Raw genomic sequence first — 15,680 nt, 5'->3', positions numbered from 1 at the left:
GTTAAAGATTAGCCTTTACACTAAATTAGTCTCTAACCTTGTTGCTTGCTCATTATTTCTTAAATACTTTTCATCAAAGAAACCTAAAAATGTGTTTCTATAAAATACCCTCCAAATCCCGTTGCCCATTTCCTGGATCCCCACATATTTTCTTATCAATGCTGCGGTCACGTATACCCAATAATAGGATTTCCACCTTATAGATCCATTTTGTGTCACCTTAAGAACTTTATAGTTGGCATCGTAATCAAAGTTAGGTATTTTTTCAGGGAACGGCCTAGTGGAGAAATGATGCATATCAGCAGGTGTTTTCATGTCCAGTGCTTCATGTGGTCTTATGTGGTTGTATTCCTTTACAAAGTGATTCAGACGTCTTTGCTGCGCTTTCAGGTCATAGGCTGAAGGTTTTGCACAGGCCGCTTTTAGATCGCGGTGCATACGTTCATGCCGTCCGTTCTGTTCGGGGTGTGCCGGGTCCGAAAAAACAGGTGTAATTCCCAGTTCTATGAACCAGTAGGAGAGTTGCGTAAATCTTTGGATGGTACGCAAGGAACCAAAGGGGCTGCCATTGTCCGTATATATTTGTTGGGGAATGCCGAATGTTCTAAAGACCTTTGTAAACTCGGCCTTGGCAGATCTTAGGTTTTCATGGTAATGTCCTTTTGCAGTGAACAGAAACCGGCTTTTGGAGTCCGCAATGGTAAGCGGGTGACAGTAGATCTTATTGCCCATCAAAAACTTTCCCTTGTAGTCGGCACTCCATACCTCATTGCATGATTTTGGATTAAAAATAGGGTATACCGGTTCGACTCTCCGCATCCGTTTTTGCGGACATACAAAACCGTTTTTCTTTAAGATGTTATGGACGGTGACCACTGAAGGGACTTCTTGCTTTGTAAAATCTTTAAACAACAGTTCCCTGATCTCTTTGGCTCCCCAATGCTTGTATTTTGTCTTTAAACTTAGAATGCCATCAACGATATTTTCACTGGTCGCATTGGGATGTTTTCCAGGAGCTCTGGACTGTTCCCTTAAGGCCTCAAAACCTTGCTTTTCGAACCTGGATATCAATTTATAGGCCGTTGGCCTGTAGATATCGAAGCCTTTGCATAATTCAGTGATGGTGTATTTTCCTGTACGCCATTCACAGATAAATTCAATTTTCTGTTCCATAGTTGTTGTTTCTTTCCAAGGCATGATAATTTGATATTAATCTCAAATTATAACCTAAAAAAGTGTAAACTATGTGACTTTAACGTTGTAAAGGATGTCCCTTTAACGTACCCAAATTACAGCTAACGGCTCCGTATATGAAACGTAGCGTGTAAAAGGATACTACATTACAGGTTTTGCACTGAGCCAGTTTTTTATATTTTGTTTTTACTTTTTTATTTTAAAAGCCAAATTTAAAAATTTGGCGGCTTCGCAAATAAGCACGAACCTATAGGTTTAGCACTTACTAGCTATGTTTTATACACCGTGTTGGCAATAGTTTTTGTTTTAAAACCTGAATAGTGTGTGGTTTCCTTTAGTCGCAACTGTTATTTAGCAAGTTTCTAAATAGGTGTTATTCTTTCAAAATTATTATTTTGACACATTCAGTCAATTTATTGAAAGCCCTAGTCAGTTAAAATACTTATATTCTGTCTAGTTTTGATTCTTAAAATAGGAAGTTAATAATAATCATAAATATTTCAACTATGCTTAAAAACAAAAAGAACAATAAGGTAATGAAATTAGCTGCAATAACCATATTATTTATCATCGTTCAAGGTTGTGGTGAAAATGTGGATAAATCTGAGAAAAAAGATAACGCAATAACTGCACTTTCTCTTGACGATAAAGTAGAATCTCATATTCACGATAATTCAACACATACACACACTAGTAAGAGAATATTAAAGCCTGAGGACACTCAACAATTGTGGATATTTCCAGAGAGCAAAGACAAACTTGGGTCTGGAGGGTTGCTTCAAATTTATATGGACCCTGAAAGTCACCCTGATGCTTCTTCAGGTTTTTCAAAATATGAGTTGGGAATAGGTGGAGCTTTACCAGAGCACAAACATAATAAAACGGAAGAGATTGCTTATTTTCTTTCAGGAACGGGTATCGTAATTAGTTATGAGAACGATGAACGTAAGGAAACAATTGTTAAAGAAGGCTATGTATGGTATACGGCACCAGGAGAATGGCACTCCTTTCAAAATACCGGTAATGAACCATTAAAATTGGTTTTCGCTACTGTGCCAAATGCCAAACATGGTTTATTGGATTTTTTCAAAAATGTTGGAGTAGAGCCTGGAACGGAACCATCTAATACCCTAAGTGCAGAGGAATTCGCCAAATTGGCATCGGACAACGACCTTATTTTAAAACCTGTAAAAATCGATTAGAAATGGTTCTTAGGTTTATAGTAAACTGATATGATTACTTGAATTTTCTCATATTAAGAAAACAAAGCGTTGTGATATTTGTCGACTCAAATAATAGTTTATTATTGTCTAAGATGTTTATAATGAGTTCATTCTTTTAAAAAGCAGTATTTTTCAAAGTGTAAATATACTTACAATAATGGGTAACGGTTACGACATAGCTAAAAACACCCCTACATTCAAGAAAATTGAAGTGTCGTCACTTATGTTTTCGGAATATCGATGTACGGAGGAAAAATCCATATTCACTACTTGGAACCATCTAAATTATTTTATTTATGTACTAGAGGGTAAAAAGAAATGGCGAACGCTAGAGCATAGCTATATGGTTCATGCCAATGAAGTCCTTTTTGTGAAAAAAGGGGCAAATATAATTGAGAAGTATTTTGACTCAAATTTTTGTGCCATAGTAATCTTTATTCCTGATTCTTATGTCAAGGATTTTATGTCACAAAAACCTGAAATAGGTGCCAATCAAAAAAGTAGTATTCAAAGTGATAGTGCAATTCCACTGAAAATGGATAGAACGTTAAGTACGTATTTTACTTCAATGTTAGATTACTTTTTTAATCAAGAAAAGCCTTCAAAATATTTAATGGAAATTAAATTTCAAGAATTGTTGGTCAATATTTTGTCACTGCCTTATAACCCTGAAATTGGGAGCTATTTTAAACAGATTGCCCAAGAGGTTAAACCATCGGTTAAAAACATAATGGAGTCCAATTTTGTTTATAATTTATCACTAGAAGAATTTGCAAGACTATCGAACAGAAGCTTAAGTACTTTTAATCGCGACTTTTATAGTGATTATGGAACATCACCAGGAAAATGGCTTACTAAAAAAAGACTTCTTCATGCGAAACGATTATTGGAGAATACCAATCAAAAAGTATATGAAGTAGCTTTTGATAGTGGTTTTGAAAGTCCTGCCCATTTTGCTAGGGTTTTCAAGAACGAGAATGGAATTACTCCTTTAAAATATCAAAAAGCACAACTGTCTGTTTGATCGGTAGTATAGAAAATTTAATGTATTATGAATATTCATGAAAACAAGGTAACTGAAATTCCTTCAAAGCACTGGTTAAATCAAATAGACCAGCTTGGTGACCAGTTAGCTGCAAATGGAATTGCCCACGATCAGACTGATACCTTTGTAACCGATAATTATCAGTTATTGAAAAAGCATGGATATTTAACAGCCATGATTCCAAAGGCGTTGGGAGGTGATGGAATTTGCTTTACGGATATGTGTGCTATATTGGTTAAAATAGCGCAGTATTGTCCTTCTACGGCATTGGCATTGTCTATGCACCAACATCTTCTTGCAGCAAATATCTGGAAATATAAACACGAAGGCACCTGTCAAGAATTCTTAAAGGAGGTAGTGGACAAGAACATGGTGCTAGTCAGTACTGGTGCACGTGACTGGCTAGATTCTAATGGAACCATGAAAAGAACAAACAATGGTTATTTGGTCTCTGCAAGAAAACAATTTGCAAGTCAGTCGGCAATAGGTGATCTCTTGGTGACGAGCGTACCCTTTAATGATCCAGAAGAGGGATGGCAAATACTCCATTTTACAGTAGCTATGAAATCTGACGGGATAGAACTATTGGATGATTGGCATACATTGGGAATGCGCGGAACAGGTTCACAGACCGTGACCCTTACTAATGTGTTTGTTCCAGAAGACTCCATAGGTATGAAAAGAGCAAAAGGCGAGTTCCCCCTTTTTTGGAATGTTGTTTTAACCGTGGCATTGCCCTTAATCATGGCTCCTTATATAGGAATTGCACAAAAAGCGATGAAGATTACTCTTGAAAAGTCAAAAGCAAAACAAAGCAGACCACTTCATAGTACTTTGTTGCTTGGAGAAATGTACAATAGCCTTACATTGGCTCAAGTGCTTCATAAAGATATGATTGAAATAGCCAATGATTTAGATTTTCAAGCTGAAGAAAGGACAGGTGTTGAAATATTGGCTAGAAAGACATTGGTGGCAAATGCATGTACAGAAACTGTCAATAAAGCGATGGAAACAGTAGGCGGACAAAGTTTTTATCGAAAATTTGAACTTGAACGACTCTTCCGGGACATGCAAGCCATTGGCTTTCATACTTTACCTGAAAAGAAACAACAGCATTTTACAGGAGAGTTTTTATTGAAATAGTAAATTAATGGCAACGGTTGAGCTATGTACAGTACGGGAGCAAACTAGCATTTGCTTTCCGCCACGCACATATCGAAATTTTTTGGTTTTGTTTTTTCTTTTTTTTGTGTCAAAGCGAAATCCCAAAGATTTCGCGACATCATAAAAATACGCAAACCTTAGCGTTTAAAACCTAAGCCCGTATTGTTTATAGGTTGTGTTGTATCTAGTTTTTATTACTATTCTTTCAAATTTTTATACATAATATATGTATCAACCAGACCTAATTCAGAATGTCTAAAACCTTTTGGCGTGGTTCCAATTATTTCAAATCCGTATTTTTTCCATAATTCTACTGCTCCTTTATTTGTGCTTACCACAATATTAAACTGGATTCCTTCGAAATTATGTTGTTTTGCTATTTCAAGTGAGTGTTCACAAAGTTTTTTTCCAACCCCTCTTCCTTGCGTGTCGGGATTTACCATATAACTACAATTTGCAATATGATTTCCTAAATCTATTTGGTTAGGTTTGATAATATATGTTCCGAGTATTTGTCCATTCTCTTCGATTACATAAGTTTCCATATAATCAGCAAACCAATGCTTTTTCAAATCCTTTTTTGGTGTATTTGGGTTGAAGACATAGGTGTCTCCCGTTTTAATGACTTCTGAGAATATCAGCCAAACTTGGTCAAAATCGGATTCTATTGCTTTTCTAATATTCAATATTTATAGTTTCTTAAATTAGCTACAACGTTAAATATATGGCAAGTGGGGCAGAAAACATACGATTTTTTTTGGTTTAGCCACAAGCCAAATCTTTTGTGTTTTGTTTTAATTTTTTTCTTTTAACACCAAATCAAAAGATTTAGCGACTTTATAAATAGAGAACAATCTTTCAATTAAACACTAATCGCCCTATTTGCAATATATAGTGTTAGGCGTTGTTTTTTTACTGGTCCACCAACCATGATTGTGGTCCAGTTTTTTTAATTTGATTATTATTTTTCATGGACCATGCTTGGGACCATCTCGAGTCCTATTTTATACCATAATTTGTTCCTGGACCTGAACCATATTTTTCAATAAGATTTTTACTCACAAGTTCAGATAGTATCTTTTTAACTGTGGGATTAGGAATATTGAGTTTAGTTGCTATTTCACCTGATTTTGTTCCAGGATGATCTGAAATAAACACTAAAATAGATTTTTCTTTTGGTGAAAGACTTGACTCTATTCCCTCAGTATTAAGTTTTGCCATAAGTTGATTTTGAATATTAATTAATGCATCAAAGAAAAAATATATCCATGTAGTAATTTCTTCTCCAGGTCGCTGAGCTTGACACTTTCTTAATTCTTGATAATATTCTACTTTTCGGTTTTCTATTTCATGTTCAAAACTTACATATTGAATCCATTTATATCCAAACTTTAGAAGTAATAGAGATGAAAGCAATCTACTAAGTCTGCCATTACCATCTTGAAATGGATGAACACTTACAAATTCGTAGCAAAATATTGCGGTTTTCACTAATGGATGAGTTTCTAGGTCATTAGTAAACCATTCTATTAAGGCTCTCATTGCATCTTCAGTTTCTATTCCCGGTTTAGCTGTTTCAAAAATTATTTGCTTTGAGCCATCTGGGAATGTGGCTTCTACACTATTGCTAAGTTGTTTGTAATTTCCTTTATGCCAGTCGTCCTTTGCACTATATTTTAGTAATCTATTGTGTAAGTTTTTGAGTGAATTTTCGGTTATATCAATTCCGTCATTAGATTCGGTAATTAAATCCAAAACTTCAAAATAACCAGCAACTTCTTGAGAGTCTCTATCTTCTAATTTGTCGATTGTTAAATCACTTAATAGAACATCAACTTCTTCATTACTCATTTTAGAACCTTCAATTCTTGTTGAAGCACCGACACTTCTTACTGTTGCTATTGCTTTTAGTTGCTTTAGACTTTGACCTTCTTTTTTTTCAATTGAGGTCCATTCTGCATCAAACCTGTCTATTTTGCTAATAATTGAAATTAATTTCCAGTCAATTTCAATATTTAATGTGTGTACTTGGTTCATATTATAGCAGAGTTAGTTTGCATATTCTCAACAAATATACGATATGATACGAAAATATACGATAATGATACGATATAAATTTGAAGATAATGATACGTTGGGATACGAAAATATACGGTAATAATACGGGTCAAAATTACGCCTAACGCCTGAGCTAAGCATAGTGCGGAGGTACGCCGTCTGCGTTAGCAGCGGGCGAGTTGGCGCGCTGGCCCGTTTCCGCCTGTCACGCTAAAGGCGTGATCTGCGCACAAAGCTAAAGCTCATTGTTTAGTTTTATTTTTTCTTTTGCAAAGCTAAATCCATAAGATTTAGCGACATCATAAATATACACAGACCTTTCGATTAAGACCTGAAGTCCGCATTACGTTTAGGTTTTGTTAGCATAAGTAATTTTTCAATATGGCTTAGGTTTGAGTCCCGATTCTGGATAATATTCATTTGGGTCAATTCCTCTTGCGTTCAAATGAGAAAATAGCTCTGTTTTATCTTTATTCTCCATTAACACTAATTCAATTGCAACTTTTACCTTATATCGCAAATCCGCAACCAAACTCAATAAATCGGAAGGAGAATCAAGACCAATAGTTTTAATCTTTTTTTTGATGTCCTTATTGACTTTTACGGGTGATTCATCCATTGCTCCATGAACAAATTTACTTCTCAATGAATAATAATATTTAATAAGCTTATAATTTTTATCAAACAAACCAGGGTTCCAAAATAAAATTGAATAATGTCTAGCTATTGTATGTGAAATTGGATTTGTTCCATTATTGAATAAGCTTTCCAGACATAAAATTAGTAGAGTTAGTTTTACTTTTAGGTGTATAAAGTTATCCAAATTGTTTACTGGGACATTTTCTGCATTGTTGAATAACTCAATAGCAAAATCTATGTATCTGAATTCGGTCAAATGTAAATTTAGTTCCTTAACATTTAAGGCTCTGTCAGATTGAATTGGAAGGGTTTTTAGAGAGTGGACATCCTGTATTATTTTTTGAACAAGATTGATGAAAAGGGGATTTTCAGTCCTTTTCAAACCAGATAAGTCCCTGTTTTGAAAAATCCGGCTGTTAGGAGCTTTGAATATTGTTCTTTCTAGATATTGCATTCGCGACGAAATACCTATCGATGTTTTATTAATTGTTCCAAATTGGAGGGGATATTCTAGAAAAACAGAAAATAACTTTGTTAATCGATTACAGACGATTTCAAAACCAGATGTCATATAAACATCTTCCATACTAGATTCTATTTCATTGTTATCAGATCGTTCAAAAAAGAAGACTTTATTCTTGAAAGATGTTCTGTTAAAATCGACTTGAATATTCAAATGATTTAAAAGCTCTAATACACTTTGATGCCTTTTTTGAGGTCTGTCATCTATTATGTAACTGTTATTTGACGTGTCGTCAGCGAATAAGTTTTTGTGGGTAGAAGGACTTAATTCCTCTAGCTTTTCACTAATAAAATCTTCATATTCATAACCGACAAAATGATAACCAAGCGGTTTCAGTATAGGGTTTAATTCTAGAATACTATCGTCTGCGGATTCAACTATAGCAGAGTAGAAAACGTCTAATTTTTTATTCAATGTGGTTTTGTATTATTAATGCTAACGTGTTTGTGTATGGTGTCGTACCATCCCGCAGGGTGCCATGCAGTATACATATTGTTAGCTATATTTTATAAAATACATTTCCAATTCTCCTTTTCCTTTAGCTTGAATTTTCTCCCTAGTTTCGCAACTGATATCATTTTTGACAAGCTGGTAGGTTGTTTCTGATATATTTATTTTGCCAGGCTCTCCTGATGATTCCATCCGACTTGCCGTATTAACTGTATCTCCAAAGAGATCATAGTTAAATTTCTTCTTTCCAACTACGCCAGCCACTATTGGTCCCGAATGTACCCCAACTCTCATCCTCCATTTTATTTCATGTTTCTTATTTCTCTCCTCCAGATAGGATAGCATCTGTTGTGCAGCTTTAATACAATTAATGGCATGATCTTTAACCGCTTCTTCAAGGCCACATGCAGCCATATATGCATCCCCAATTGTTTCAATTTTTTCAACTCCTGCCTCCTCAACAATCTCATCGAATCGGCCAAAAATATCATTGAGTTCATTGACCAAAGTGATTGCCGGAATGCTAGCTACCAACTCCGTAAAGCCTTTGAAGTCAGTAAACAGAATAGTTACATTTTTGTGCCTTTTGGGCACTGTTTTACCAGTTTCCTTTAGATCTCTTGCCACATTTACAGGAAGAATATTATGCAGAAGATCATCTGATCTTTTTTGCTCAACCCTCAATGACTCCTCTGATCTATCAATCAGCACAGACAAAGTCCATGCGATTGTAAGGCAAATCAGTCCTGTTGTGCTGATGTTAAACATTTGCAGGAAATACGGGTCAAGTACATCATAGTGAGGATTAAATTTGGATTGAAACGTAACCGAAAAAATCAAAGTCAAGACCCCCAGCATGCTAAAACCAATAGCTAATTTCCTAGCACTTTTGGGGAAAGTCATGTATGGAGTAATTATTATGATGAAACAAATGACCCAAACCCCTGACGAGTAACCCAACAAATAAAGAAATAGAATAATTCCAATATAAGACGTAGCTGTAAACCAAGTTGAAGCCAATACCCGCCAACCTTTGCCATTGAATATTAGAACGAATGAAAACATCAATGCTAACAATCCGTTGCTTCCGTAAAGTATTGGGGAATCTGAAATGCAAAAAGCAGTAATCATCCACATCACCATGAACAAGATGCCAAGGATAGAAGCGATATTTGTTATGCGCAGATACCTATTCTCAGTTATGGAAAACTCCTTATTAGCTCCAATATCAACTATTCTTTGGGAAATTGGAGTTTTGCTTTTATCACTATTGGGCATTATGTTCTAATTGTTTTTATCTAAATAGGTGACTACCTTCAAATTATAGCTAACGGTTGAGCTATGAACACAGTACGGGGGAAAATAGCGTTTGCTTTCCGCCACGCACATAGTAAAATTTTTTTGCCCGCCCGTACCGAACTGCTACCTGCCCGACTTTGTTATTCAGGCGGGCGTTCGGGCGGGTTTTCGCCTGCCACGCTTTTTAGCGTGGTTTTTTCTTTGTCCCGCTAAAAAGCAAAATCCCGAAGATTTGGCGGACTTTATAAAAATACACTAAACTTTGGGTTAAGCACCTAAACCCGTATTAATTATAACCATTGTTGTAGGTAGTTATTATTCTTTCAAATAGATTATATAATTCTCCAATTTTGTTTTGTACTTCAGGTTGTTTATATGATTTCAATGAGGGTATTCTGTCAGGCTTAATATGATTAAAATAACATTCGAAGGCTTTTTCCAAATCTAATTTATTAGGTAACTCCATAACTTTTTTATTCTCATCAATTATTTCAAGTTGTCTTTCACAGAATTCAATCAAATCTTGTGTAAGATGTTTTTTCTGATTATTTATAACATAACTTGAAGCCATTGCATAAGGTATAACTTCTTTGACTTTAGCATATAATTCAATTTCAAGTAAATTCTTGGTGACATCCTCGTTTCTTGAACGCATTTTTTCTACTTGAAATATCCTGTAACTTTGTTTTTCTTCAGGAGATTTCTGAATCCATTCATCAATATTTAGAACTGCATTAAAAGCCTGTTCAGTGTATTCATAAAAGTATTTTTGTCCGTCAGATAAATCGGCTTTAGAAACCTTTTTATATTCGGTAATCATTTCTTGAAGTCTTTTTTTTAGTTTTTCGTTCATTTTTTATCTAATTCCCGATAACGTTTAGAATAAGAGCAGTAGCGGATTTAATCGCACTTACTTTTCAGAGAACAAGATACTGAATTAAGCACAAAAACGGTTCAGGTAAACACCCAAACCGCTATTGCTTTAATACATTATTGTAGCTAGTTCTTCATTAATACTTCCTCTCCGTTTGATGTCTTTTGTTCAGTAAATTGCTGATAACTAAATAGAATAGTAGGATAACTATTAATTTATACACCACAACTCGCAGCACAGCTGCTTTTTAATTTGACCTCAGCTTCTTTAATTGCCGTATTGATTCCTGAGCTACAAACACCAGTTTCTGGTAAATTTAATTCTACTCGTTTTGCACTTTCAAAATTACCGTTCAAGAAAGCGACTATTGACCTTATTTGCTCATAACCTGTAGTCATTAAAAAGGTAGGAGCACGTCCATAGCTTTTCATCCCAACGATATAAAAACCTTTTTCCTTTTGCCTTAATTCTGCCTCCCCATGTGGTCGTACAGTACCACAGCTATGAATATTTGGATCAATTAAATTGGCCAGCTTAGGAACGCTTTCAAGAGCTGAATCTGAGTCAAAGCGAATTTCTCTTAAGAAATTAAAATCGGGACGAGAGCCTGTATTGCTAATTATTTCATCTATACCCTCCAAAACAAAGTTGTCTTTGTGTTTTAAGCCTTTAATTACTAATTGGTCCTTATTTTTTTCAATTTCATGAATATATACAGGCGTATGAATCTCAATAGCTCCTGAATTCACCAATTTTTCAATTTGAATACCTAAAGCACCTCTTGCCTTAAACTTATCAGCCTCTTGACCACCATACACATCACTAACTTGCTTTTTTCGCAATACCCAATGAATTTTTGTTTTTGGGTATTTATGAATGAGATCATTTAATGCTAAAATAGTTCCAATAGCCGAATGCCCTCCGCCCACGACTAAAGTAGTTTTATTGGCATATTTATCCTCATCTGCTTCATTGATATCGGGCATACCATAATATATTTGGGCTCTATTATCCACCTCACCAAGTGCAAATATTCCACCAGACCCTACAGGATTTGGACTTTGCCAAGTACCTGAAGCATCAATTACTGCTTTAGCTTCATACAGCTTAAATTTTCCATTTTCAATAACTTGAATAGAAAAAGGAAGTTCTTCTCTCTTGGCATCTTTCATTTTATCTAAACCGCTTCTTCCAATGGCGATTACCTTCGAATTCAAATTAATATGTTCTTTAATGCCTGGTAAATTTGCAAGTGGCTTTAAATAATTTTCAATAATTTCCTTTCCATATGGAACATCTGCTTTGTTTGGAATTGGCAATTGTGCTTCTCGTAATAAGGTTTCTGCTGCCTTGTCAATATTATATTCCCAAGGTGAAAACAACCTTACGTGTCCCCATTTTAAAATATTAGCGCCAATTTGACTTCCTGTTTCAAAAAGAATAAATGGCTGATTGCTTTTTTTAAGATGTGCGGCTGCGGACAAACCTACTGGACCTCCGCCAATTATCGCTACTGGTAAATCGTGATTATTCATTATTTCTTAGTTTTAGATTCAATATCATAACCAAGACTAATTAAGATACAAAAAGACGCAAAATTTATTAATTATTATTTTTTGGGTTTTTTTTCAACGGTTTACAATCTGCTTTAATTTCAATAGAAATAGGCCTTCCTTTGGCATTTATTTCCAAATTGCTACATTCAATAATTTTCTCTTTCAATAATTTTCTTGCACGTTGAATTCTGCTTTTAGTGGCCGTTAAACTCAAATTCATTTTTTTGGAAACTTCAATTTGGCTTACTCCTTCAATATCTGACAATAAAAGAGGGAGAGCATATTTATCAGGTAATAATTTTATAAGAGGCTCCAAGAATTTTTCAGCCTCTTCATAAGTATTATTTTCATCTGATTCGAATTTTTCAGTGACTTCATTTGTGAATTTATTTTCTGATTTTAAATAATCAATCACCGTATTATGGGCAATTTGATACATCCATGATTTAATATTTTTTATCTCATTCCCCGAGCAACAGGAATTGTAAATTTTCATTAATACCTCATGAGATAATTCATCAGCTAGATCTTCATTTTTAAGCTTTTTTAAAATATAATATTTTAATCCACTTTTATATTCAATCCAAAGGGAAGAGACTTCTTTATATTTTTCAATTTTCTTCATATTGATTAGCTGCAACGTTCTGAATAAACGCCTGTTTTAATGGCGTTTATTTTTTGTTAGCATCAGTTTTTGGCTGTTGTTGCGTAGAGCAATGTATTCCACCTCCGTCCCAATTCTGCGGCATGAAGTCAAGAAATACGATTTTACGACCAGGGAATTGCTTTTTAAAAATCTGTTCGACCTCTTTCTCTCTTTTTTCAGAGGTGCCCATTCTAGTATATGTCGGTAGAATTACCAAGCCATTAGTGACCAGATAGTTCATATAACTTGCTGCAGGTATTCTCAATAATGTATCTCCTTCTTGCGGTCTTTCAGAAGGAAGAAACCAACTGGGAGGTAAGTCAAGTGAATTCTCTGAAAAGTCTATATTTTCCGTAGCTATAATTTTCTCAGTGATAAGTTCTGGTAACGGGACCTTAACAATGGTAAATGGCTTGCCATCCTGATCGGTAGAATTTTCAAGAATTCTAAGATTCTCACTCATTCTTTCATAGTTTATTCTATTTATGGGATTCAAATCCTTTTCATCCTCGTCAACCCAAGCCAATAAAATCGTATTCGCATCTGAAAATCGTACAAATTCGTCTGAATGCTGCACACCTCCACCGACATAATTGTCAGTAATCCTTCTGTAAAAACCATTTGGATCATCTGCCAGGCTTTGTTTGAGCCAAATGATATTTGAGACTCCAAGGACCCTTTTAAACTCTTTTTCAATTTCTTTCTTAGTACGATTGGGATTTCTGTTGAATACAGCGCTTTCACAGATTATGAGTGTTCCTTTCCCATTCACTTCAATATTGCCTCCTTCATGTACAACACTCGTTTTTTGAATAACAGCATTTTCAACTTTTGCCATCAAACTGTCGACCATAGTCGTTTTAGGGTTAATCCAAAGTTCTGAGTATTTGCGAATGCTATCGACATTGCCCTCATGCATTAATCGCAAAAATTCAGGAAGACCATATTGATCAAAGCCAAAATCTGCAACCCCTAATTCACCTTTTTTGTTGACTAAAAATGCTGCACCATAGTCGCGAATCCAATATTGTTCGCCTGGTATAACGTGAAATTCTAGTCTGGTACTATCGACCTTTTGAAGACTCAGATATTTCTTTGCTACCTGTAACAGGCTATCTGATGATACTGCTATTTTGACTTTTACTGTAGGTGTAAGCGTCTTTATTAACTCAGCAATCCCTTCTTGAAATTGTGTGTTTTTTCTTTCTCTCCAGCCTAGCCAAATAGCCTGGTGAGTTTCCCATTCGGCCGGCATATAAAAGGCTGATTCATCAATGCCTTGTTCACCATTTTTTTGATTGCAACTAAAAATGGTTAGTAGTATAAATATGGTTAAAATATATTTCATTGTTGATGATTTTATTGATGCTAACGGTTAGTATATGAAAAGTAGGCGATTTCGAAGCTCTAAACTTTCGGTTAAGCACAAAGTTTGACACGAGCCAAAACTCTTGATTTTACTGATATTTCGCCTACTTTTTATATACATTGTTATGTGCAGGCTTTTAGATGTTTATTTCAACCTCTAATTGTCTATTTAGTATTCCTTTTCCACCAGCCATTAAATCCTTTATTTTTTCGTCATCGATTCGTAATTTAACAATAATTAGACTTGGTGAAGGCTCTTTCATATATTTTCCTTGTTGAATGTTAAAACTTTTTTTCTTGATTTTTAAAATGTCAAATAAATAACATCCAAGTGGTCCAGCCGCCATTCCTGTTCCTGATTCTTCTAATATTCCATAACGAGGACCAAACATTCTTGAAGTAGCGTCATATTCTGTATCTGTAGAAAATAAATAGTAGCCAATTAAATCAAATTCATCACTAACCTTGCTTATCAAGTCAAAATCTGGAATTATATTCTTTAAAATCTCATTGCTTTTAACAGGAACGAGTATAAATGAATTTCCTGTGTTTACTAATTGGATTGGTGCATTTGGAATCAAGTCCGTTTTCTTTAATCCTAATGATTTTAGAATCACAGTTTCTTTGTGACTTACATCAGTATATTTTGGAGCCAATTGTTCCATAAATGCTAAATCACCAATTATTTCTATTTTTCGTTTCCCATCTATGGTTTCTTTTGAAGAACTATCATTTTTTAGAGCTCCTATTTGTTTTAAATAAGAAAATGTAGCCACAGTAGCGTGTCCACAATGTGCTATTTGTTTATTTGGAGTGAAGAAATCTAATTTAAAATCTTCCGTTTTAGATTTTGAAACAAAAGCAGTTTCTGATAAACCTACTTTTTTAGAAATCTCAAGTTTATTTTTATCAGATAATTCATCTGCATTTAAAACGACACCTGCTGGATTACCACCTTTACCGTTTTCTGCAAAAGCGTTAAGAATTTGTACGTTAATAACTTTTTTTGAACTGTCCATTTTTATTTTTTTATATGTTATATAAGATGGACGCTATTAGTTAGAAAAAGACGTAGTAAATTTTAATTATTTTCAAAATCTATTAATTTACCTGTACTATCCGATTCTACATTTGGGCAATCTAAAATGTTTTCTTTTAAAATTTCTTTAGCTTTTTGAACTCTTGATTTCGTCCCCGAATAAGAGATTTTTAAATGTTCTGCTAACTCTTTTTGTGAATAGTTTTTAAATGAAGTTAAAATAATTGCTTCTTTATGTTGGGAAGAAAGGTTTTCTATTTTTTGATTGATACAGTTTGTTAAATTTGAATAATCAAAATTATTAGTGTCTATTTCTGGAATATCTAAGTCATTTATTGATATATTACTATTTTTTACTTTTTTAAAATAATCAACAATACTATTTCTTGTAATTTGATAAACCCAAGATGTAAGTTTAGAAGTATGTTTTAATTGATGAATTTTAGTTTGAATTTTCAAAAAAACCTCTTGATGAATATCTTTTGACGTTTGTTCATCTTTTATTTTCTCCAAAATAAACTTATAAAGTTCTTCATTTAGGTCAATCCAAATAGTATTAATTTCAGTTTTCACAATTTTGGTTTTTTCAGCTTACACATAAC

The 15,680-nt window shown here is 34.3% G+C and carries 14 protein-coding genes; 3 read left to right on the top strand and 11 right to left on the bottom strand.

The genetic code is table 11. From position 1 onward, the window contains the following. Nucleotides 1-15: 15 nt before the first annotated feature. Nucleotides 16-1,173 (bottom strand): integrase core domain-containing protein, encoded by a 1,158-nt coding sequence (locus LV92_RS21410; protein ID WP_170126372.1) that lies wholly within the window; start codon nt 1,171-1,173, stop codon nt 16-18. A 527-nt stretch (nt 1,174-1,700) separates the two neighbouring features. Between LV92_RS21410 and LV92_RS21405 the strand changes: the two genes are divergently transcribed. The 3 genes from LV92_RS21405 to LV92_RS21395 all read left to right on the top strand — a co-directional run bounded on the left by LV92_RS21405 (nt 1,701) and on the right by LV92_RS21395 (nt 4,605). Continuing rightward, nucleotides 1,701-2,396 carry a cupin domain-containing protein gene (locus LV92_RS21405; RefSeq protein ID WP_111625633.1) on the top strand — a complete coding sequence of 232 codons (696 nt, stop codon included), beginning with the start codon at nt 1,701-1,703 and terminating at the stop codon, nt 2,394-2,396. Nucleotides 2,397-2,574: 178 nt separating this feature from the next. Further along, nucleotides 2,575-3,441, top strand: a complete 867-nt coding sequence (locus tag LV92_RS21400) for a helix-turn-helix domain-containing protein (protein WP_111625632.1) — start codon at nt 2,575-2,577, stop codon at nt 3,439-3,441. Nucleotides 3,442-3,468: 27 nt separating this feature from the next. Then, nucleotides 3,469-4,605, top strand: coding sequence for an acyl-CoA dehydrogenase family protein (locus LV92_RS21395; RefSeq protein WP_111625631.1), 1,137 nt, complete (start codon nt 3,469-3,471; stop codon nt 4,603-4,605). 218 nt (nt 4,606-4,823) lie between these two features. Here the strand turns inward: LV92_RS21395 and LV92_RS21390 are convergent, their stop codons facing one another. From LV92_RS21390 to LV92_RS21345, 10 genes are all read right to left on the bottom strand, one after another. Beyond that, the gene (locus tag LV92_RS21390) at nt 4,824-5,312 is read right to left on the bottom strand and encodes a GNAT family N-acetyltransferase (RefSeq protein WP_111625630.1); all 489 of its coding nucleotides are present in this window, start codon (nt 5,310-5,312) and stop codon (nt 4,824-4,826) included. A gap of 313 nt (nt 5,313-5,625) precedes the next feature. Beyond that, nucleotides 5,626-6,663 (bottom strand): Fic family protein, encoded by a 1,038-nt coding sequence (locus tag LV92_RS21385; RefSeq protein ID WP_111625629.1) that lies wholly within the window; start codon nt 6,661-6,663, stop codon nt 5,626-5,628. A gap of 397 nt (nt 6,664-7,060) precedes the next feature. After that, the gene (locus LV92_RS21380; RefSeq protein ID WP_111625628.1) at nt 7,061-8,260 is read right to left on the bottom strand and encodes a HEPN domain-containing protein; all 1,200 of its coding nucleotides are present in this window, start codon (nt 8,258-8,260) and stop codon (nt 7,061-7,063) included. Nucleotides 8,261-8,341: 81 nt separating this feature from the next. After that, entirely contained in the window at nt 8,342-9,574 is a 1,233-nt protein-coding gene (locus LV92_RS21375; protein WP_111625627.1) for an adenylate/guanylate cyclase domain-containing protein, read from the bottom strand. Nucleotides 9,575-9,881: 307 nt separating this feature from the next. Continuing rightward, on the bottom strand, nt 9,882-10,448 hold the full coding sequence (locus tag LV92_RS21370; RefSeq protein ID WP_111625626.1) for a hypothetical protein: 567 nt from the start codon (nt 10,446-10,448) through the stop codon (nt 9,882-9,884). 236 nt (nt 10,449-10,684) lie between these two features. Next, nucleotides 10,685-12,004 carry an NAD(P)-binding domain-containing protein gene (locus LV92_RS21365; protein WP_111625625.1) on the bottom strand — a complete coding sequence of 440 codons (1,320 nt, stop codon included), beginning with the start codon at nt 12,002-12,004 and terminating at the stop codon, nt 10,685-10,687. A gap of 67 nt (nt 12,005-12,071) precedes the next feature. Continuing rightward, entirely contained in the window at nt 12,072-12,650 is a 579-nt protein-coding gene (locus LV92_RS21360) for a sigma-70 family RNA polymerase sigma factor (protein ID WP_111625624.1), read from the bottom strand. Between the two features lie 46 nt (nt 12,651-12,696). Continuing rightward, complete coding sequence (locus LV92_RS21355) at nt 12,697-14,019, bottom strand: agmatine deiminase family protein (protein WP_111625623.1); 1,323 nt, start codon at nt 14,017-14,019, stop codon at nt 12,697-12,699. Nucleotides 14,020-14,176: 157 nt separating this feature from the next. Further along, complete coding sequence (locus LV92_RS21350; RefSeq protein WP_111622996.1) at nt 14,177-15,058, bottom strand: PhzF family phenazine biosynthesis protein; 882 nt, start codon at nt 15,056-15,058, stop codon at nt 14,177-14,179. A 62-nt stretch (nt 15,059-15,120) separates the two neighbouring features. Further along, a complete protein-coding gene (locus LV92_RS21345; RefSeq protein ID WP_111622997.1) occupies nt 15,121-15,651 on the bottom strand; it encodes a sigma-70 family RNA polymerase sigma factor in 531 nt (176 codons plus the stop codon). Between the last annotated feature and the right edge of the window lie 29 nt (nt 15,652-15,680).

Origin of the sequence: Arenibacter echinorum (genome assembly GCF_003259375.1) — a bacterium.
Taxonomy (GTDB): domain Bacteria; phylum Bacteroidota; class Bacteroidia; order Flavobacteriales; family Flavobacteriaceae; genus Arenibacter; species Arenibacter echinorum.
The sequence above is the reverse complement of the archived record's forward strand: the minus strand, read 5'-3'. Positions and strand labels throughout refer to the sequence as shown.